The organism is Pantoea sp. USHLN298, from assembly GCF_037149395.1.
In the GTDB taxonomy this organism is placed as follows: domain Bacteria; phylum Pseudomonadota; class Gammaproteobacteria; order Enterobacterales; family Enterobacteriaceae; genus Pantoea; species Pantoea astica.
The window spans coordinates 332141-352716 of sequence record NZ_JBBCRO010000004.1 but is presented as its reverse complement, the minus strand read 5'-3'; the positions used below and the strand labels follow the sequence as shown (position 1 = coordinate 352716).

Below are 20576 nucleotides of genomic sequence, written 5' to 3'. Positions count from 1 at the left end.
CAGTGCCGGGCAGTGTAGCGCGCTTCGCCGCCTGCCGCTATCCGGTACGCAGCCAGGAGATCACCTTGTCCGACCATGCCCATCTTGTCCGCTATCTCAGAAAGCAGCACGTCCTTTCTCTCTGCTGTACCGCCGATGATGAGCTGTGGTGCGCCAACTGTTATTACGTTTTCGATGAAACACGCATGGCGTTCTGGATCATGACCGAATCGGATACCCGCCACGGGCTGCTGGTGATGAAAAACCCGCAGGTAGCTGGCACGGTTAATGGCCAGCCCAGAAGCGTGCTGCTGATTAAAGGGGTGCAGTATCGCGGCCAGATCGTGCAGTTAGAGGGCGAAGCGGAAAGCGCGGCACGCAGCGCCTATCAGCGACGATTCCCGATTGCACGCAAAGTGTCAGCCCCGTTGTGGGAGATCCAGCTGGATGAGGTGAAGATGACGGATAACGCGTTGGGCTTCGGCAAGAAGATTGCCTGGGTGCGGCAAGGATAAGCGCCCCTCTCCGGCCGGAGAAGGGCGTAGCGGCTTAAATCGCTTCGAGGATCCGCAGGGATTCGCGATTAAATGCGGGCAGATCGTCTGGCGTCCGGCTGGTCACCAGCTTATCGTCATCCACCACGACTTCTTTATCGTGGAAGTCAGCACCGGCATTGATCAGGTCAATAGCAATTGCTTTGACACTGGTCATCTTGCGGCCGCGCACGCCATTGGCGCTGATCAGCAGCTGTGGGCCGTGGCAGATCGCAAAGATCGGTTTGCCGCTGGCAACAAATTCTTTGGTAAAGGCGACAAAACGATCGTCGCCGCGCAGCGCGTCGGGCGAATGACCGCCTGGCAGCAGCAGTGCGTCAAACTCGGCCGGGCTGACCTCATCAATACCGCGATCGATGGTCACTTCCGCTTCGCCCTGTTTACCTTTGACGACGTTACCCGCTTGCTTCTCGATGGTGATCACCTCAAAGCCAGCGCCTTTGTAACTTTCGGCCGGTGAGGTAAATTCTGAGTCTTCAAATTCATCGGTAATTAACACCGCAACTTTCTTGCTCATCTTTTCCTCCTTAAACGGTGGAGCGCAGGATGCGCTTTCCTCAATAACCTGTTAAGCCTGGCCGCTCACCGCCAGAACGCAAGCCGAGCCGTGTAGATCAGCTATCTTTTAACCTGTGAGCAGTGAAATAAGGATGAATCTGAGATGAATCGCGTATTACTGACTGGTGCCACCGGATTAGTCGGATCGCATCTGCTGCGCTTACTGATTGACGACCCGCGGGTGGATGAAATCATTGCGCCGACCCGACGGGCGCTGCCCGCGATGCGCAAGGTGGTCAATCCGGTTGAAGCCGATCTCACCGACGTGCTTGGCCCGTTGCAGACCTCGCTGGACACGGTGTTTTGCTGTCTGGGAACGACGCGCAAACAGGCGGGCAGCAAGCAGGCCTTTATCCATGTCGATTACACGTTGGTGGTCGACAGCGGCCTGAGCGGATTAAGGCTGGGGGCAAAGCAGATGCTGGTGGTCAGCGCACACGGTGCGAACCGACACTCACCGTTTTTCTACAATCGGGTTAAAGGCGAAATGGAGAATGCGCTGCGGCATCAGGGCTGGCCGCGCCTGACGCTGGTGCGGCCTTCGTTGTTACTGGGGGATCGGGCGCAGACGCGCCCCGGAGAGAATCTGATGGCGCCGCTGTTCAGGCTGCTGCCAGGCAACTGGCGTTCCGTGACCGCGCGCGACGTGGCGCGCTGCCTGCATCAGCAGGCCTTTACGCCGGGCGGCGACAGCGTGACCGTTATCGAGTCGGGTGATATTCCCCGGCACTCAGCGTAACTGCCAGATGCGCTGATTGCGGCTGCCGCGCCAGGGCAGAGTGAGATCTTTTTCTGCTTCAACGAAGCGGCCATCAATCAGCACGTCGAGATAATCCAGCACCTCGCGCTGCGCCGCATTGAGCTCCTGCATCCGGTAACCGGTCCAGAGCCAGATATCTTTGCCGTCGCACATCTGCCGTACCCGTTTCACCAGCCGGCGAATGTGCGGCACGTTATGCGGATGCAGCGGATCGCCGCCGCTCAGCGACAGTCCCTGACGCGGGATGCGGGTATCCTGCAAATCGGCCAGCAGCTGCTCTTCCATCGCCACGGTGAACGGCACGCCAGAGTCGAGCCGCCAGGTGCTCTGGTTGTAGCAGCCGCGACACTGATGCTCGCAGCCGGCGACAAACAGGGTACAGCGCGTGCCCGGCCCGTTAACGATATCCACATCGTAATAGCGATGGATATGCATCATCCCAGCGGACCCTCAAGATGTTTCACCCGGCGCTGCACTTCCTGCTGCTTACCGGCGTTAAACGGTCGTGCATCCGGGCTGCCGAGATAGCCACAGACTCGCCGGGTCACCGAGACGCGCGCCGGATCGTGATTGCCGCACTGCGGGCAGGTAAAGCCGCGGCTGGTGCAGGTAAATTCGCCGTTGAAACCGCACTCGTAGCACTCATCAATCGGGGTATTGGTGCCGTAATAAGGCACGCGGTCATAGCTGTAATCCCAGACATCTTCCAGCGCTTTGAGGTTGTGCTGAATGTTGGGGTACTCGCCGTAACAGATGAAACCGCCATTCGCCAGCGGCGGATAGGGCGCTTCAAAGTCAATTTTGTCGTATGGATTCACCTTCTTCTCAACGTCGAGATGGAAGCTGTTGGTGTAGTAGCCTTTGTCGGTGACGCCGGGCACCACGCCAAACTCCGCCGCATCCAGCCGGCAGAAGCGATCGCATAGGTTTTCACTCGGGGTACTGTAGAGGCTGAAGCCGTAGCCGGTCTCCTCTTTCCAGCGGTCGGTGGCGGCGCGCAGATGGGCGATAATCTCCACGCCTTTGGCGCGCAGGGCCGGATCATCGTAGGGATGACGCTCGCCGCCGCTCAGTGCATTCAGGGTTTCATGCAGGCCGATATAGCCCAGCGACAGCGACGCCCGCCCGTTGCGGAAGATCGGTCCGACCTCATCATCGGCATTCAGCCGAACGCCGCAGGCCCCTTCCATATAGAGGATCGGCGCTACCCGCGCTTTCGTCTTCTCCAGCCGCGCCACGCGGGTCATCAGGGCCCGCTTCGCCAGCAGCAGACGTTCATCCAGCAGGGCCCAGAAGCGTGCGTCGTCACCCGCCGCCTCCAGCGCAATACGCGGCAGGTTGAGGCTGATTACGCCGATGTTGTTGCGGCCTTCGTGGATCTGCTCGCCATTCTCTTCATAGACGCCAAGGAAGCTGCGACAGCCCATTGGGGTCTTAAACGATCCGGTGACCTTGACCACCTGATCGTAATTGAGGATGTCGGGATACATACGCTTACTGGCGCATTCCAGCGCCAGCTGCTTGATGTCGTAGTTAACATCGCCGGCGCGACGGTTGACCCCTTCACGAATGCTGAACACCAGTTTCGGGAATACCGCGGTTTTACGGTTCTTGCCCAGGCCGGCCAGCCGGTTGCGCAGAATCGACTGCTGGATCAGTCGGGCCGCCCAGTCGGTGCCCAGCCCGAAGCCAAAGGTGACAAACGGCGTCTGACCGTTGGCGGTGTGCAGAGTATTGACCTCATACTCCAGCGACTGAAAGGCGTCGTAGCACTCTTTTTCGGTGCGCTGCTGCGCATACTGCTCCGCCTGCGGGATCTGCCACTCCACGGCGATGGCGTGATGACGCTGATAACTCAGCTCAACAAAAGGTGCCAGCACCTCATCAATCCGGTTGATGGTGGTGCCGCCATAAATATGGCTGGCGACCTGGGCGATGATCTGCGCAGTCACAGCGGTCGCAGTGGCGATCGACTTAGGTGGTTCAATCTCAGCATTGCCCATTTTAAAGCCGTTGGTCAGCATCCCTTTCAGATCGATCAACATGCAGTTAAACATCGGGAAGAAGGGCGAGTAGTCGAGATCGTGGTAGTGGATCTCGCCGCGCTCATGGGCCAGCACCACGTCACGAGGCAGGATCTGCTGCTGCGCATAGTGCTTCGCCACGATCCCGGCCAGCAGATCGCGCTGGGTCGGGATCACTTTGCTGTCTTTATTGGCATTTTCATTCAGCAGGGCGGCGTTGGTCTGATCGACCAGCCCGCGAATGGCGTGATGTAACTGGCTCTGGCGATCGCGCGCAACGTCGCGATCGTGGCGATATTCGATATAGGTCCGGGCCAGCTGGGGATAAGGACCGGCCATCAGCGTCTCTTCAACGGCGCACTGGATCTCGCGGATATCTACTTCCTGGCGATCGGTCAGTTGCGCACTGACGCGTTGCGCCACCTGCTCGCACCAGGCCGCATCATCCACTGCTGCCGCGCGTGCAGCAGCAGCCACGGCCTGCTGAATCCGTTGTGCATCAAAGCCTGTGCGGCATCCGTCACGCTTAATTACTACCGTCGCCATTATCCCTCCAGAGACTATATATGGGTATTTGCAGGATTCTAGTCCCAACATGTAGTGATTGTTGTGAATTAATCGATCGGATTTTGACCTGCAACAAGGAAGGACGAGAGCGGCAGAAAAAAGCGTCGGATGTTAACTATTTCCGCCTTTAGTTCAAATTTCTTAATGGATTAACTTGCTTAACAGCGCGAAACAACTTTAATCAGGGTTTGCCCGTGATAAGTCATTGACTCTACAAGGATGCCCGCCAATGTGGTTACCCCGTTCTCTGATTGCTGGTTGTGGGGCGCTCAGCTGCCTGATGAATCTGGCGCTGGTCCCGGCCGCCCAGGCTGAAAAGCTGCCCCTGATGCCCTGGCCACAGCGGGTTGAGCAGCCCGCCAGCGGCGGATCGCTGACCCTGACGCCGCAGCTAACCCTGCAGATTACCGGCGATCATCTGGCCGGTGCCGAGGCGCGCTGGCTGGAGCGCATCGACAATCAGACCGGCTGGCCGCTGCTGCCCGCCAGCCAGCCGGTGGCAAAACCGACCATCCGCATTGTGATCGCTGACGCCGTTGATCCGCTGCCGCAGCCCGACAGTGACGAGCGCTATCATCTGCAGATTGATGGCAACGGCGTGCTGCTCACCGCCCCCAGTCGGTTTGGTGCGATGCGCGGCATGGAAACGCTGTTACAGCTGATTCAGAACGGCGACCGGGGCGTCACGCTTCCTTACGTCACCATTGATGACCAGCCGCGGTTTCCGTGGCGCGGCATACTGATCGACAGCGCGCGTCATTTTATGCCGATGGAGACTCTGAAACGGCAAATTGATGGCATCGCTGCCGCCCGGATGAACGTTTTTCACTGGCACCTGACCGATGATCAGGGCTGGCGTTTTGCCTCCAGCCGCTATCCGCAGCTGCAGCAGAAAGCCAGCGACGGCCGCTATTACACCCAGCAGCAGATGCGCGACATCGTGCAGTACGCGACCGATCGCGGCGTGCGGGTGGTGCCGGAGCTGGATCTGCCAGGCCACGCCTCGGCGCTGGCGGTGGCCATGCCGGAACTGATCAGCGCGCCGGGCCCTTATCAGATGGAGCGTGGCTGGGGCGTGTTTAAACCCTTACTCGATCCCAGCAATGAGCAGGTTTATCAGGTGATCGACGATCTGGTGGGCGAACTGGCGGCGATCTTCCCCGATCCCTGGCTGCATATCGGCGGCGATGAGGTCGATCCGACCCAGTGGAATCAATCGCCGCACATTCAGCAATTTATGCGCGATCGCGGCCTGAAAGATGCCCATGCGCTACAGGCTTATTTTAATCAGCGGCTGGAGAAGATTCTGGAGAAGCATCAGCGTCAGATGATGGGCTGGGATGAGATCGCCCATCCCGATCTGCCGCGCAGCATTCTGATCCAGTCGTGGCAGGGCCAGGATGCATTGAGCGAGGTCGCCAAAGAGAACATGCGCGGTATCCTCTCGACCGGCTTCTATCTCGATCAGCCGCAGCCTGCCAGTTATCACTACCGCAACGAGGTTTTTCCGCAGGCGCTGAACGGTGAGGATCAGCTGAAGCCGGGCGAACAGGCGCAAAGCTGGGCGTTTACTCTGCCGCGCCTGAAAGGCAGTCCGGTGCAGGGCAGTTTTACGCTGATCGAGGGGCAACAGGGCTGGCGCGGCTTTATCGACTTTGCGGGCAAAGCCCGGCGGATGGTCAGCCAGATCGACTGGTTATCAACGCAACAGGTGCGTTTTCACGTCGACAGCTGGATGGGGCCATTGCAGCCGGTGGTTACGCTGCAACCGCAGATGCTCAGCGGCTATTTCCTGGTGGGAAACGTGCGCTATCCGGTCACTGGAAAATCGTTGCCGCAGGTGCCGGCCGGGATGGTGCCGGTGCTGCCGACACCGCAGCAGATGCAGCAAAATCTGCTGGGCGGTGAGGCGGCGCTGTGGGCTGAAAACATCAACAGCCAGATTATTGATACCAAACTCTGGCCGCGCGCCTTTGTGGTCGCCGAGCGATTATGGTCCGCTCAGAACGTCACCGATAGCGAGGAGATGTATCGGCGGCTGGCGGTAATGGATCGCTGGAGCAGCATCTCTGTTGGCACGCAGCAACATGCCCAGGCGGAGCGTCAGATGATGCGACTGGCGAACCGCAGCGATATCACTCCGCTGCAGGTGCTGGCCGAGGTGCTGGAACCGGCGCAGTATTACACCCGTCAGCATCTGAAGTTTCAGGCCGGTCATTATGATTATCATGAACCGTTAAACCGGCTGGCCGATGTGCTGCCTGCCGAAAGTGAGCCGGTGCGTCAGCTGGCGCAACAGGTCGCTGCGCTGATCGCCAATCGCAGTGACCCGGACGCGGCAGCGGCCCTTCGCCATCAGCTGCAGCGCTGGCAGGCTAACAGCGCGCAGGTGATGCCGGTGCTCAGGGCCAGCTATCTGCTGCAGCCGCTGGTACACAGCGCGCAACAGGTGGATGCACTGAGCCGGATGGGGATCGAACTGGTTAATGCTTATGCCCGTAATCAGGCGTTTGGGGCCAGCGAAGTGGCACAGATGCACGCCACGCTGGACGCGGCGGCTGAGGTGCAGGATGAGACGGTAATTGCGCTGGTCAGGCCGCTGGAGACGCTACTGCGCGCCTTTAAATAGCCCCATGCGGCCGGACCCGGCCGCACATTTTCAGGATGCCGGACCGCTGACCGAATGGCGACGCACCAGCGTCGGACTGAACATATGGGTCACTTCCGGCAGCGGCTGGTCGTTAGCCAGCGCCAGCGCCAGCTCAGCGGCCTGTTGCGCCATGGTGATAATCGGATAACGCACGGTGGTGAGACGCGGTCGCACGTAACGGGAGACCAGCACGTCGTCGAAGCCAATCAGCGACATCTCTTCCGGCACGCGAACACCGTTATCGCTGAGCACCGCCAGCGCACCGGCGGCCATCGAATCGTTGTAACAGGCGACCGCGGTGAAGTTTTTGCCGCGTCCCAGCAGTTCAGTCATTGCCGTTTCGCCGCCCACTTCATCCGGTTCGCCCCAGGTGACCAGCCGATCGCTGCACGGCAGACCGTGCTCTTTCAGCGCATCGTAGTAGCCCTGCAACCGATCTTCGGCATCGGAGATGGTGTGGGTTGAACAGATGAAGGCGATATTCTGATGACCCTGCTGGATCAGGTGACGGGTCGCCAGCCATGCGCCGTAGCGATCGTCGAGTGCGATACAGCGCTTTTCGAAGCCTTTAATCAGCCGGTTAAGCAGCACCATGCCCGGCACCTGCTTCATTAACTGCTCCAGTTCAGCATCCGGGATTTTCTTGGCGTGCACCACCAGCGCCGCGCAGCGGTGACGCATCAGCTGCTCGATCGCCTGCCGCTCTTTTTGCTCATTGTGGTAACCGTTACCAATCAGCAAAAAGTTGCCGGTTTTACCTGCCACTTCATCGACCGCTTTGACCATCGCGCCAAAAAACGGGTCAGACACGTCACCGACAATCAGCCCGAGCGTTTCGGTCGATTGTTGCGCCAGTGCGCGCGCATTGGCGTTTGGGTGATACTGAAGTTGCTCCATCGCCTGGCCAACCGCCTGGCGTGAGCTGTCGCTGGCCTTGGGAGAATTATTGATTACACGGGAGACTGTGGCGACAGAAACGCCAGCCAGTCGGGCAACATCCTTTATGGTAGCCATGCGTTTACCTGCTTCCGGGGAAAACGTTTACACATCGCATCAGTGTTACGGAAAAGGGCCGCCACATCAAGCCAGCAGAATGTCAGCGACGTCGCAAAAGGCGGCAAAATCAGGCTCTCCGCCACGTCTTCTGTCAGGACCGCACGGCATGGTATGCTGATTATTCCTCACTCTCTGCCGTGAAAAACAACGATGAAAACCAAAGTGCCACATCTGGCGCACTGGGGCACCTTCACCGCCGTCACTGAAAACGATCGCCTGATCGGGTGCGAACCCTTTTTTGCCGATGCCGATCCCTCGCCGATGATCAACACCATTCCTGAACTGGTCTACTCCGATAAACGCATTCGCCAGCCGATGGTGCGTCGCTCGTGGCTGAAGTCCCGAGAGAACAGCGATCGCACGCTGCGTGGCCGGGAAGATTTTGTTGCCGTTGACTGGGAAACCGCGCTCGATCTGGTGGCGGAAGAGAACCGCCGCATCCGCGAACGTTACGGTGCCTCGGGCATATTCAACGGCTCGTACGGCTGGTCATCCGCCGGACGAGTGAACCACGCCCGCACCCTGATTCGCCGCTTCTATTTTCAGGGCGGCGGCGGCGTCGATCAGCAGGGCAACTACAGCTGGGGCGCAGCGCAATTTTTCCTGCCCTATGTGATTGGCACCTATATGCCACTGACCGGTCGCGTTACCGACTGGCCGGAAGTGGTGGAACACGCGGAAATTTTTGTCGCCTTTGGCGGACTGGCGCTGAAGAACGCCCAGGTCGCCTCGGGCGGTGCCGGGCAGCACAGCCTGAAACCGGCGCTGGAGCAGCTGGCAGCTAAAGGCACGCCGGTGATCAATATCAGCCCGATGCGCGACGACTGCCCGGCGTTCGTCAACGCCGAGTGGATACCGATTCGCCCGAATACTGACGTGGCGCTGATGCTGGCGCTGGGCTATGAGATCACCCAGCGCGGCGCGGTGGACGAGGCCTTTCTCGCCAGCCACTGCACCGGCTGGCCGCAGCTGCGCGCTTATCTGCTGGGCGAAACCGACGGCGTGGCGAAAACCGCCGGCTGGGCCAGCCGCATCACCGGCATCCCGGCTGACCGCATCGTGCAACTGGCGCAGCAGCTGATCGGCAAACGCAGCTTTATCACCTGTTCCTATTCGGTTCAGCGCGCCCATCGCGGCGAGCAGCCTTACTGGATGATGATCGCGCTGTCATCGATGCTGGGTCAGCCCGGTCTGCCGGGCGCGGGCTTCTCTTTTGGTCACGGGTCGATGAACAGCGTCGGCAATCCGCGCCAGGAGGGACCGGCACCGATGATGAGTACCGGTCCTAATCCATCGGGCCTGTCGATTCCGGTGGCGCGTATCAGCGATATGCTGCTCAATCCCGGTCAGCCCTACAGCTTCCAGGGCGAGACGCTGCACTATCCTGACATTCATATGGTGCACTGGGCGGGCGGCAATCCGTTCCACCATCATCAGCAGCTCAACCGGCTGGTGGCGGGCTGGCAGCGGCCTGACACCGTGGTGGTGCAGGATATTGTCTGGACGCCGGCGGCACAGATGGCCGATATCGTGCTGCCCGCCACCACCACGCTGGAGCGCAACGACATTGGCGGATCGTCACGCGACCGCTTTGTACTGGCGATGCATCAGGCGATCAAACCGCAGCATCAGGCGCGCAATGATTTCGATATCTTTGCCGATCTGGCGGAGCGGCTTGGCTACCGCGACACCTTCACCGAAGGGCGCAACGAGATGCAGTGGATTGCGCATCTCTACCAGCAGTGCGCCGTGGCGCACCAGCGCAAAGGCATCGACTTCCCGGAGTTTGAGGCGTTCTGGCAGCGCGGCTTTGTGGAGATCCCGCAGGGCGGCAAACCTTACGTCTTTATGGATGCGTTCCGCGCCGATCCGCAGGCCAACCCGATCAACACCGCCAGCGGCAAAATCGAGCTGTTCAGCCAGACGATTGCCGACTACCAGCTTGATGATTTTGCCGGTCATCCGGAGTGGCGCGAACCGCAGGAGTGGCTGGGTGCGCCGATCGGCCGCGACTATCCGCTGCACATGATCTCGATCCAGCCCTCGGACCGGCTGCACAGCCAGCTCGATGCTACCGAAACGGTGCAGGGCAATAAAACCGCCGGTCATGAGACGCTTTATATGCATCCGCTGGATGCGGCGGCGCGCGGTATCGTGGACGGTGACGAGATTGAGGTCAGTAACGCACGCGGCGTGATACTGGCGGGCGTGCGCCTGACCGATGGACTGACGCAGGGCGTGGTGATTATCGCCACCGGCGCCTGGTTTGATCCCGGTTTTGGTCAGGCGTGGCAGCCCTGGGATCGCGCGGGCAACCCCAACGTGCTGACGCTGGATATTGGCACTTCGTCACTGACTCAGGGACCTAACGCCATGAGTTGCCTGGTGGAAATCAAAAAACATCAGGATTGCAAAATAGCGTAAGGATCTCATGGCTGGTTACACTTTGCCGGTAACTGTTGCGTTTGTGCGATAGCAGCCGATTAAGCCCGCTTGCTACAGTCAGGGTCCCAGAGGTATTGATGGGTGAACATCAATAGATTTTCTTGATTACACCAACCTGCGCAGATGCGCAGGTTTTTTTTGCCCGCCATTCAGCGGCCGATAACGAACTGATACACAGTTTTCCTGTTAACCGGTCAGCGCTTTCTTTATAACTGCTCAATTAAGCCCTCTTTTATCTCTTTAGCGCAGCGGATTGCCATGCCCCGGATTAAAAAACTACTGGGAAAAGACCAGATCAAAGCCCCGTTTAACCCTTTTCGCTTCCGTCTTATCTGCCTTGGTGTGCTGGCCTGCATGGTGGTGCTGCTGGCGCGCGTTGCGGATCTGCAGTTTCTTAACCAGCCGATGCTGGAACACGAGGCCGATCAGCGTTCGCTGCGTACCGTCACGCTGCCCACCAGCCGCGGCACCTTACTGGATCGTAACGGCGAAGCGCTGGCGCTCAGCGTACCGTCGCGCGATGTGATCGCCGATCCGCTCCGGGTGCTGGAGAGCAACCCCGACTTTACCAGTGCTAAATGGGCCTATCTCGCCGCCGCGCTGAATACCCGTCCGGAGCAACTCGCTGCGCAGATCACCGCCAATCCGAAACGTCGCTTTCTCTATCTGGGACGTAAAATCGAACTGGGTATCGCCAAAGATATTAAAGAGCTGAAGCTGAAAGGCATCAGTGAGGTCTACGACGACAGCCGTTTCTACCCGATGAGTGAGGCCTCTGCGCCGCTGATTGGTATCGTCGGCGCGGATAACGTCGGCCTTAACGGGCTGGAGAAGGGCTTTGACAAGGTGTTGCAGGGCGAGCCGGGCAAAGAGGTTTATCGCCAGGACGCTGCGGGCAACATCATCGCGATGATTAACTATCAGCCGCCGACGCAGCCGCCGACGGTGCAGCTCAGCATCGACAAATTCGATCAATACACGCTCTACAGCAAACTGCGCGATGGCGTGCTGCTGAACAAGGCGGACTCGGGCGCGGCGGTGCTGGTGAAGATTGATACCGGCGAAATTCTGGCGATGGCCTCCTATCCGTCGTTCAACCCCAACAACTATGAAGGGGCCACCCCCGCGCAGATGCGTAACTCTGCCATCAATGACAGCTACGAACCGGGCTCGACCGTTAAGCCGTTAGTGGTGATGGAAGCGCTGGAGCGCCACCTGGTGCGCCCGGACTCGGTGATCGACACCACGCCTTACAGCGTTAACGGTCACCTGATCCGCGACGTGGGACACTGGCCGCGCCTGACGATGACCGGCATTCTGCAAAAATCGAGCGACATCGGAGTATCACACCTCGCGCTGGCGATGCCCGCCGAAGCGCTGGTAAACACCTATCATGCGTTCGGCCTGGGCAAACCCACCGGCTTAGGGCTGACCGGCGAAAGCGTCGGTTATTTCCCGCTGCACCGCACCCGCTGGGCCGATATCGAGCGCGCCACCTTCTCCTTTGGCTATGGTCTGCGCGTCACGCCGCTGCAGATTGCCCGCGAATACGCCACGCTCGGCTCTTACGGCATCTACCGTCCACTGTCGATCACCCGGGTCACGCCACCGGTGATGGGACGGCAGGTGGCGAATCCGGAAACGGTGAAAGAGGTGGTACACATGCTGGAGAGTGATGTGTTACCGGGCGGGACCGGGTTGAAAGCCGCGGTGCCGGGCTACCGTCTGGCGACCAAAACCGGTACCGCCGAAAAGATGGGTAACAGCGGCAAATATGATGGCGGCTACGTCAACTATACGGCCGGCATCGCGCCCGCCAGTCATCCGGAAGTGGCGCTGGTGGTGATGATTAACCATCCGACCGCCGGCGATCACTTCGGTGGCTCGGTGGCCGCGCCGGTATTTGGCAACATCATGGGACCGGTGCTGAAGCACATGAACATTGCGCCGGATGCGATTTACAGCGCGGTTGCCGCTAATAAGTAAGATAAATCCGAATGAAATCAAAGTGTAAGGAAGGTGTGAGAATTATTCACACCTCGTTGCACTTCCCCGAATTCGGTTGCGTTTTCCCTCTGTTGCTGCGGCACGAAACAGTGCGAGGATAGAGGTCCCAGAGGTATTGATGGGTGTGAAAACAACACCGCTTCGGCAGTGATTACCCTGTTATTGCACCAACCCACGCAGATGCGTGGGTTTTTTTTTGCCTGTACCGGGCAGAGCGCACCGGCCGCATTTTTCCCGCCAGCGCGTGCCGTCAACATCATCATTGTTCTTAACGAAACCCTTACCCTTTGCCGATAGAAAGGCGCGTAACATTTCACCGATAATGCCCGCAGTGAGGCCCCGGCGGGCGGTTTTCATGCTGGCAGATTTGCCGCCGCGCCATCAGCCACTGCCGGTAACTCACTTCATATTCCGCACCCTCCGGGATGGTCTTTTTCTGTTTATCTGAAGAGTTCGATGATGACTCACCACTTACGCTCTGGGCGTTCCGGCTGGCTGAAATGGCTGCTTTTATTGATTGTGGCGGCGATTATCGCTGGCGTGGCCTGGCGTCTGTTGCCGATGGGTAAAGCACCGGGCGGAGCGATGCCACCAGGCGGGGCGATGATGCCACCGGGTGGTCACGGTGCGCCCGGCAGGATGGGCGGCGGCGCGACGCTGGTACACAGCGGCGTGGCGACCCGCGCCGATGTGCCGGTCTGGCTGAATGCGCTGGGCACGGTGATCCCCAATGCCAGCGTAACGGTCACCAGCCGGGTCGATGGTCAACTGCAGCAGGTCTTCTTCACTGAAGGCCAGCAGGTCAGCGCCGGTCAGCTGCTGGCGCAGATCGATCCGCGCAGCTACCAGGCGACGCTGAATCAGGTTCAGGGCGAACTCAACCAGAACCAGGCGCTGCTGAAAAGCGCCGAACTGACGCTGGCACGCTACCGCAAGCTGGCGGCGCAAGATTCGCTGTCGCGTCAGGATCTGGATAGCCAGATCGCCACGGTAGGGCAGTATCGCGGCGCAGTGGCCGCCGATCAGGCGCAGATCGCCAGCGCCAGGCTGAGCATCGAATATGCGCGCATTACCGCGCCGATCAGCGGTCGGGTTGGCCTGCGTCAGGTCGATCCCGGCAACATGGTGCAGGCCTCCAGCAGCACTGGCCTGGTAACCATCACCCAGATGCAGCCCGCCGCGGTCACCTTCAGCGTGCCGCAGAGCGAAATCCCGACGCTGGTGAGCGCCCTGCATCAGGGCCAGAGCCTGCCCGCCACCCTGTTTGATCAGGATAACCAGCAGGTTCTCGGCAGCGGCGAGGTGAAATACATCAGCAACCAGATCGATACCGCCACCGGCAGCGTCGAACTGAAAGCGATTTTTGCCAACCAGGATGAGTCGCTGTTTGCCAACCAGTTCGTCAACCTGCGGCTGCAAACCCGGGTGCTGAAAGGGGTGACGGTGATACCGGCCCAGGCGCTGCAGTTAAGCAGTGACGGCAGCTTTGTCTTTGTTATCAATCAGGACAACAGCGTCACGCGTAAACCGGTCACCACCGGTCCGGTGGTTGACGACGATCATCAGGCGGTCCTCAGCGGCGTCGCGCCGGGCGATCGGCTGGTCACCGAAGGCATCGATCGGCTAACCAACGGCAGCAAGGTCGCGCTGGCGGATGAGACGCCCGCACCGGCAAGCGCTGAGGCCAAATGAATCCGTCACGGCTGTTTATTCTGCGTCCGGTCGCCACCATCCTGCTGATGGTCGGCGTGCTGATTGCCGGCATTTTTGCCTATAAATTTCTCTCGACCTCGGCGCTGCCTCAGGTTGATTATCCGACCATTCAGGTCACCACGCTCTATCCCGGCGCCAGCCCGGATGTGATGGCGTCGTCAGTGACCGCGCCGCTGGAGCGGCAGCTGGGCCAGATGGCCGGGCTGAGTCAGATGACCTCCGCCAGCGCCAGCGGCTCGTCGGTGATTACGCTGAAATTCAGCCTCGAACTGTCGCTGGACGTCGCCGAGCAGGAGGTGCAGGCCGCGATCAACGCCGCAGACAGCCTGCTGCCTGACGATCTGCCCAACCCGCCGACCTATAAAAAGGTCAATCCGGCGGACAGCGCGGTGATTACGCTGGCGGCCACTTCCGATACGCTGCCGCTGACCCAGGTGCAGGATCTGGTGAATACCCGGGTGGCGCTCAAGCTGTCGCAGATTTCCGGCGTCGGGATGGTGACGCTGGCGGGCGGACATCAGCCGGCGATTCGGGTACAGATCAACCCGAATGCGCTTGCTGCCCATAATCTGACGCTGGAAGCGGTCAATACGCTGATTGGCAACAGCAACGTCAACGGCTCCAAAGGCGGCTTTGACGGCAAATATCATTCGGTGACCATTGATGCCAACGATCAGCTGCGCACCGCCGCGGAGTACGGCAACCTGATCATCAGCTATGAGAAGGGCGCGGCGCTGCGACTCAGGGATATCGCCCACATTGAGCAGGGCCCGGAAAACAGTTTCCAGTCGGCGTGGGCCAACAACCAGCCGGCGATTGTGATCAACGTGCAGCGCCAGCCCGGCGCCAACGTGATTCAGGTAGTGGACAACATCAAGGCGCAGCTGCCGGTGCTGCAGGCGGCGCTGCCGGATGGCGTGAAGATGACCATCCTCTCCGATCGCACCCAGACTATTCGCGCCTCGATCAGTGACGTGCAGTTTGAACTGATGCTGTCGATTGCGCTGGTGGTGATGGTGACCTTCCTGTTCCTGCGTAACGTGGCGGCGACGCTGATCCCCAGCGTGGCGGTGCCGCTGTCGCTGATTGGCACCTTTGGCGTGATGTATCTGGCGGGCTTCAGCCTCAATAACCTGTCGCTGATGGCGCTGACCATCGCCACCGGTTTTGTCATCGACGACGCGATTGTGGTGGTCGAGAACATCTCCCGGCGGCTGGAGCAGGGCGAAACCCCGCTGGAAGCGGCGCTGAAAGGATCACAGCAGATTGGTTTTACCATCATCTCGCTGACCTTTTCGCTGATTGCGGTGCTGATCCCGCTGCTGTTCATGGGCGACGTGGTGGGGCGGCTGTTCCGTGAGTTTGCTATCACCCTGGCGGTAGCGATTCTGGTATCGATGGTGGTGTCGCTGACCCTGACGCCGATGCTGTGCGCTTATCTGCTGCGTCACATTCCACCAGAACGGCAATCCACCTTTGCCCGCAAAGGCGGCGCGCTGTTCGATCGCCTGATTGGCGGCTATGACCGGCTGCTGACGGTGGTGCTGAACCACCAGAAACTGACGCTGCTGGTGGCGCTGGCGACGGTAGCCCTGACCGCGCTGCTCTATCTGGTGGTGCCGAAGGGCTTCTTCCCGACTCAGGATACCGGCCTGATTCAGGGTGTCACCGTCGCGTCGCAGGATGTTTCCTTCAGCACCATGGCGACCCGGCAGCAGGCGCTGTCGGCGCTGATCATGAAAAATCCGGCGGTAGAGAGCGTCTCCTCGACCATCGGCATTGACGGTACCAACAGCAGCCTCAACAGTGGCCGCCTGCAGATCAACCTCAAGCCGTTTGCCTCGCGTGACGTCAGGGCGGACGAAGTGATTAAGCAACTGCAGCAGGCCACCGCTGGCGTAACCGGCATTCAGCTCTATCTGCAACCGGCGCAGGATCTGACCGTTAACGATCAGGTCTCACCGAGCCAGTATCAGTTCACCCTTGACGACGCCGACAGCGAGAACCTGGTGAAAGGGTCGCCTGCGCTGGTAGCGGCCCTGCAGCAGCGGCCGGAGTTCAACGGCGTGGTGAGCAACCTGCAGGATCAGGGGCGCGTCGCCTACGTGGAGCTGAACCGCGACAAGGCCGCCCGCTACGGCATCACGGCGGCGGATGTGGATACCGCGCTCTACAACGCTTTCGGTCAGCGGCTGGTGTCGACCATCTTCACCCAGTCGAATCAGTATCGGGTGGTGCTGGAAGTGGCACCAGCCTGGCAGCAGGGACCGGCGTCGTTTGATGATCTCTGGCTGCAACCCTCTGACAGCACGGAGAGCAGCACCTCCACCTCCAGCAGCACGACAACCGCAACGACCAGCACCTCAACCAGCAGCAGCACGGCCAGCAGCGGGATGGTAAAACTGACCTCGATTGCCACCATCCACCTGCGCACCGGTTCACTGATGCACATGCGGCTGAACCAGTTTCCGGCAGTGATGATCTCCTTCAACCTCAATCCCGGCTATTCGCTGGAGCAGGGACAGCAGGCGATCGCGGCGGTGCAGCAGCAGCTTGCTCTGCCGCAGAGCATTACCCTGCGCTATCAGGGTGAAACCTCAGCGTTCCAGAGCGCCACCAGCAACACCCTGTGGCTGATTCTGGCGGCGCTGATCACCATGTATGTGGTGCTCGGCATTCTGTATGAAAGTTTTATTCACCCGGTCACTATCCTCTCGACGCTGCCGTCGGCGGCAGTCGGGGCGCTGCTGACGCTGCTGCTGGCGGACACCGAGTTCAGCCTGATTGCGCTGATCGGCGTCATCCTGCTGATCGGCATCGTCAAGAAGAACGCCATTATGATGATCGACTTCGCGCTGGAGGCGGAGCATCAGCAGCACCTCAGCCCGCGTGAGGCGATCCACCAGGCCTGTCTGCTGCGCTTCCGGCCGATTCTGATGACCACTATGGCGGCGCTGCTCGGTGCGCTGCCGCTGATGCTGGCGTCCGGCTCCGGCGCAGAGTTGCGTCAGCCGCTGGGGCTGGTGATTGTCGGCGGGCTGATTGTCAGCCAGGTGCTGACGCTGTTCTCCACGCCGGTGATCTACCTGTGGTTTGATGGGCTGGCGCAGCGCGGTAATCGCTGGGTGAAACGCCGTCAGCAGCAGGCGCGGAGCGGACAATGAATCTGACCCGGCTGTTTATCTTCCGTCCGGTGGCGACGCTGCTGCTGACGCTGGCGATTCTGCTGCTCGGTATACTCGGCTATCGGCTGCTGCCGGTCGCGCCGCTGCCGCAGGTCGATTTCCCGACCATCATGGTCAGCGCCAGCCTGGCAGGCGCCAGCCCGGAAACCATGGCGGCGACCGTCGCCACGCCGCTGGAGCGTTCACTCGGGCAGATTGCCGGTATCACTGAGATGACCTCCAGCAGCTCGCAGGGCTCCAGCAGCATCATTCTGCAGTTTGAGCTGGACCGCGATATCAACGGCGCGGCGCGTGACGTGCAGGCGGCGATCAACGCGGCGCGCAGCCTGCTGCCGAGCGCGATGGCGTCGCTGCCCACCTACCGTAAAGCCAACCCGTCAGACGCGCCGATCGTGATGCTGGCGCTGACTTCCGCCACCCGCACGCCCGGCGAGCTCTACGATCTGGCCGAGAGCAAAATCGAACAGGCGATGGGACAGGTCAACGGCGTCGGCGAAGTCTCACTGATGGGCAGCGCCTTACCGGCGGTGCGGATCGATCTGCAACCGCTGAAGCTGACCCATTACGGCATCTCGCTGGATACGGTGCGCAGCGCCGTGGCCAACAGCACCACCAATCTGCCGAAAGGGATCTTACAGGGCAGCGGGCAGTCATGGCTGGTCGACAGCAACGGCCAGCTGGAGAAGGCGGCCAGCTACCGCGATCTGATCGTCAGCTATCAGCAGGGCAAAGCGGTGCGGCTGCATGATGTCGCCACGGTCTATGACTCGGTGGAAGATCGCTATCAGGCCGGTTTTCTCAATGCCACGCCTTCGGTGATGATCGGCATCAAGCGCCAGGCGGGTGCGAATATGCTCGACACTATCGACGCCATTAAAGCGCAGCTACCGCAGCTGGAAAAAGATCTGCCAGCGGATACCCGGTTACAGATCGTGGTAGACCGCTCGCCTGGCGTGCGCGCCTCGCTGTATGACACCGAAGAGACGCTGCTGATCGCGGTACTGCTGGTGATCGCGGTGGTGTTTGTCTTCCTGCGTAATCTGCAGGCGGTGATCATTCCGGCGCTGGCACTGCCGGTGTCGCTGATCGGCACCTGCGCGGTGATGTATCTGCTCGGCTACAGCCTGGATAACCTGTCGCTGATGGCGCTGATTATCGCCACCGGCTTTGTGGTTGATGATGCGATTGTGGTGCTGGAGAACATTACCCGCCACATTGAGCGCGGGCTGAGTCCGCTGCGGGCGGCGCTGCGCGGGGCGCAGGAGGTCAGTTTCACCGTGCTGTCGATGACCGTGTCGCTGATCGCGGTATTCATTCCGATCCTGCTGATGGGCAGCATCGTCGGGCGGCTGTTCCGCGAATTCGCGGTGACGCTCACCGTCTCGCTGCTGATTTCGCTGTTTGTCTCTCTCAGCCTGACGCCGATGCTCTGTGCGCGGCTGCTGAAGCCGAAACCGCCGGTCAGCCAGCGGCCGCACCCGCTCTACCAGGCGATTGAGAACCTGCTGAATCGGCTGCTGGCGGCCTATTCGCGCGGGCTGGAGTGGGTGATGCGCCATCAGAAACTCACGCTGCTCAGCCTGCTGCTGACCGTGCTGCTCAACCTGTTTCTCTATTCGGTGGTGCAGAAGGGCTTCTTCCCGAATCAGGATACCGGGCTGCTGATGGGGGCGTTACGCGCTGACCAGAACATCTCATTCCAGGCGATGAAGCCGAAGATGCTGATGTTCACCAAAATCATCGAGTCCGATCCGGCGGTAGAGAGCGTGATGTCGTCGATGGGCAGCGGGATGTTCGGCGCACGCAACAGCGCCAACTTCTTTGTCCGGCTGAAAGATTTCGATCAGCGTGACGCCACCGCTACCGAAGTGGCCAACCGGCTGAGCCGCAAAACCAGCCAGATCCCCGGCGCGCAGATGTTCCTGATGGCGGCACAGGATCTGCACATAGGCGGACGCAGCGCCAATGCCACCTACCAGTACAGCTTACAGGCTGACGATCTCGATCTGCTGCGCAGTTGGACGCCGAAAGTGCAGGCGGCGCTGGCAGCGATCCCGCAGCTCAACAGCGTCGACTCCGATTCACAGACCGGTGGTCAGGAAGTTGAGCTGACCATCGATCGTGACCGCGCTACCCGGCTTGGGGTCAACGTGCAGATGCTGGATACCTTGCTGAATAACGCCTTCAGCCAGCGGCAGATCGCCACGCTTTATCACACCCTGAATCAGTATCACGTAGTGATGTCGCTACAGGATAGCGACACCGCCAATCCGTCGATGCTGCAACAGCTGTATGTGATTAACGACAGCGGCGATCGGGTTCCGCTGTCGGCCTTTACCCGCTTCAGCGGCGGCAACGCGCCGCTGGCCGTCACCCATCAGGGCCAGTCCGCCACCAGCACCGTGGCGTTTAACCTCAATGATGGCGTCTCGCTGGAGCAGGCGCAGGTCCTGATCAAGCAGGCGATGGCGAAGCTGGGCCTGCCCGCCACCATCCAGGCCGGTTTTGCCGGGACGGCGGCGGCCTTTTCTCAGCTCACCGCCACGATGCCGTGGCTGATTCTGGCGGCGCTGGCGGCGGTCTATATCGTGCTCGGCGTACTGTATGAGAGCTATATCCATCCGCTGACCATTCTGTCGACGCTGCCGTCGGCGGGCGTCGGTGCGCTGCTACTGCTGCTGCTGACCAACACCCAGCTGACGGTGATCGCGCTGATTGGCATCATCCTGCTGATCGGCATTGTGAAAAAGAACGCCATCATGATGATTGACTTCGCCATCAGCGCCGAAAGAGAGCAGGGCATGACGCCGCAACAGGCGATTACCCAGGCCTGCCTGATGCGCTTCCGGCCGATCATGATGACCACGCTGGCGGCCTTTTTTGGTGCGCTTCCATTGGCGCTGGGCAGCGGCGGCGATGCCGATCTGCGCAGTCCGCTCGGTATCGCCATCGCCGGTGGTCTGGCGCTCAGCCAGCTGCTGACCCTGTTCACCACCCCGGTTATTTATCTGTGGCTTGATCGTCTGAGCCGTGCCACTCAACGTCAATGGCGCCGACTGCGCCATGCGGAATCCTGAT

General features: G+C 60.3%; 12 protein-coding genes. 8 read left to right on the top strand and 4 right to left on the bottom strand.

What is annotated here, in order from left to right:
* Window positions 1-65 precede the first annotated feature (65 nt).
* Window positions 66-494, top strand: coding sequence for a YhbP family protein (locus WFK59_RS12550; RefSeq protein WP_233988227.1), 429 nt, complete (start codon window positions 66-68; stop codon window positions 492-494).
* A gap of 34 nt (window positions 495-528) precedes the next feature.
* Here the strand turns inward: WFK59_RS12550 and WFK59_RS12545 are convergent, their stop codons facing one another.
* Window positions 529-1050: a type 1 glutamine amidotransferase domain-containing protein gene (locus WFK59_RS12545; protein WP_233985446.1), complete on the bottom strand. Its 522-nt coding sequence runs from the start codon at window positions 1048-1050 to the stop codon at window positions 529-531.
* A gap of 144 nt (window positions 1051-1194) precedes the next feature.
* Here WFK59_RS12545 and WFK59_RS12540 point away from each other — a divergent pair, with 144 nt between their 5' ends.
* Window positions 1195-1830 (top strand): NAD-dependent epimerase/dehydratase family protein, encoded by a 636-nt coding sequence (locus WFK59_RS12540; RefSeq protein ID WP_336755930.1) that lies wholly within the window; start codon window positions 1195-1197, stop codon window positions 1828-1830.
* Here the strand turns inward: WFK59_RS12540 and nrdG are convergent.
* Both nrdG and nrdD read right to left on the bottom strand, forming a co-directional pair.
* A complete protein-coding gene (gene nrdG, locus WFK59_RS12535; protein ID WP_233985444.1) occupies window positions 1822-2289 on the bottom strand; it encodes an anaerobic ribonucleoside-triphosphate reductase-activating protein in 468 nt (155 codons plus the stop codon). The genes WFK59_RS12540 and nrdG overlap by 9 nt on opposite strands.
* The gene (gene nrdD / locus WFK59_RS12530) at window positions 2286-4421 is read right to left on the bottom strand and encodes an anaerobic ribonucleoside-triphosphate reductase (protein ID WP_336755929.1); all 2136 of its coding nucleotides are present in this window, start codon (window positions 4419-4421) and stop codon (window positions 2286-2288) included. Before nrdD ends, nrdG begins: the two co-directional genes overlap by 4 nt.
* A 250-nt stretch (window positions 4422-4671) precedes the next feature.
* On the opposite strand from nrdD, the gene WFK59_RS12525 reads away from it, so the two are divergent.
* Window positions 4672-7071: a beta-N-acetylhexosaminidase gene (locus WFK59_RS12525; protein ID WP_336755928.1), complete on the top strand. Its 2400-nt coding sequence runs from the start codon at window positions 4672-4674 to the stop codon at window positions 7069-7071.
* 30 nt (window positions 7072-7101) lie between these two features.
* Here the strand turns inward: WFK59_RS12525 and galR are convergent, their stop codons facing one another.
* On the bottom strand, window positions 7102-8106 hold the full coding sequence (galR, locus tag WFK59_RS12520; RefSeq protein ID WP_094122292.1) for an HTH-type transcriptional regulator GalR: 1005 nt from the start codon (window positions 8104-8106) through the stop codon (window positions 7102-7104).
* Between the two features lie 192 nt (window positions 8107-8298).
* Here galR and WFK59_RS12515 point away from each other — a divergent pair, with 192 nt between their 5' ends.
* The 5 genes from WFK59_RS12515 (at window position 8299) to WFK59_RS12495 (ending at window position 20575) form a co-directional block, all read left to right on the top strand.
* On the top strand, window positions 8299-10572 hold the full coding sequence (locus WFK59_RS12515) for a molybdopterin guanine dinucleotide-containing S/N-oxide reductase (RefSeq protein WP_336755927.1): 2274 nt from the start codon (window positions 8299-8301) through the stop codon (window positions 10570-10572).
* Window positions 10573-10851: 279 nt separating this feature from the next.
* On the top strand, window positions 10852-12579 hold the full coding sequence (locus WFK59_RS12510) for a penicillin-binding transpeptidase domain-containing protein (protein WP_233985439.1): 1728 nt from the start codon (window positions 10852-10854) through the stop codon (window positions 12577-12579).
* Window positions 12580-13056: 477 nt separating this feature from the next.
* Entirely contained in the window at window positions 13057-14292 is a 1236-nt protein-coding gene (locus WFK59_RS12505; protein WP_336755926.1) for an efflux RND transporter periplasmic adaptor subunit, read from the top strand.
* Window positions 14289-17477, top strand: a complete 3189-nt coding sequence (locus WFK59_RS12500) for an efflux RND transporter permease subunit (RefSeq protein ID WP_336755925.1) — start codon at window positions 14289-14291, stop codon at window positions 17475-17477. Before WFK59_RS12505 ends, WFK59_RS12500 begins: the two co-directional genes overlap by 4 nt.
* Entirely contained in the window at window positions 17474-20575 is a 3102-nt protein-coding gene (locus tag WFK59_RS12495) for a multidrug efflux RND transporter permease subunit (RefSeq protein WP_336755924.1), read from the top strand. The genes WFK59_RS12500 and WFK59_RS12495 overlap by 4 nt, the downstream gene beginning before the upstream one ends.
* Window position 20576 lies beyond the last annotated feature (1 nt).

Excerpts from the sequence above, each read along its gene's own strand:
- WFK59_RS12525 (WP_336755928.1), top strand. The coding sequence starts at position 4,672 with ATGTGGTTACCCCGTTCTCTGATTGCTGGTTGTGGGGCGCTCAGCTGC.
- galR (WP_094122292.1), bottom strand. The coding sequence starts at position 8,106 with ATGGCTACCATAAAGGATGTTGCCCGACTGGCTGGCGTTTCTGTCGCC.
- nrdD (WP_336755929.1), bottom strand. The coding sequence starts at position 4,421 with ATGGCGACGGTAGTAATTAAGCGTGACGGATGCCGCACAGGCTTTGAT.
- WFK59_RS12510 (WP_233985439.1), top strand. The coding sequence starts at position 10,852 with ATGCCCCGGATTAAAAAACTACTGGGAAAAGACCAGATCAAAGCCCCG.
- WFK59_RS12500 (WP_336755925.1), top strand. The coding sequence starts at position 14,289 with ATGAATCCGTCACGGCTGTTTATTCTGCGTCCGGTCGCCACCATCCTG.
- WFK59_RS12505 (WP_336755926.1), top strand. The coding sequence starts at position 13,057 with ATGATGACTCACCACTTACGCTCTGGGCGTTCCGGCTGGCTGAAATGG.
- WFK59_RS12495 (WP_336755924.1), top strand. The coding sequence starts at position 17,474 with ATGAATCTGACCCGGCTGTTTATCTTCCGTCCGGTGGCGACGCTGCTG.
- WFK59_RS12540 (WP_336755930.1), top strand. The coding sequence starts at position 1,195 with ATGAATCGCGTATTACTGACTGGTGCCACCGGATTAGTCGGATCGCAT.
- WFK59_RS12515 (WP_336755927.1), top strand. The coding sequence starts at position 8,299 with ATGAAAACCAAAGTGCCACATCTGGCGCACTGGGGCACCTTCACCGCC.
- WFK59_RS12545 (WP_233985446.1), bottom strand. The coding sequence starts at position 1,050 with ATGAGCAAGAAAGTTGCGGTGTTAATTACCGATGAATTTGAAGACTCA.
- nrdG (WP_233985444.1), bottom strand. The coding sequence starts at position 2,289 with ATGATGCATATCCATCGCTATTACGATGTGGATATCGTTAACGGGCCG.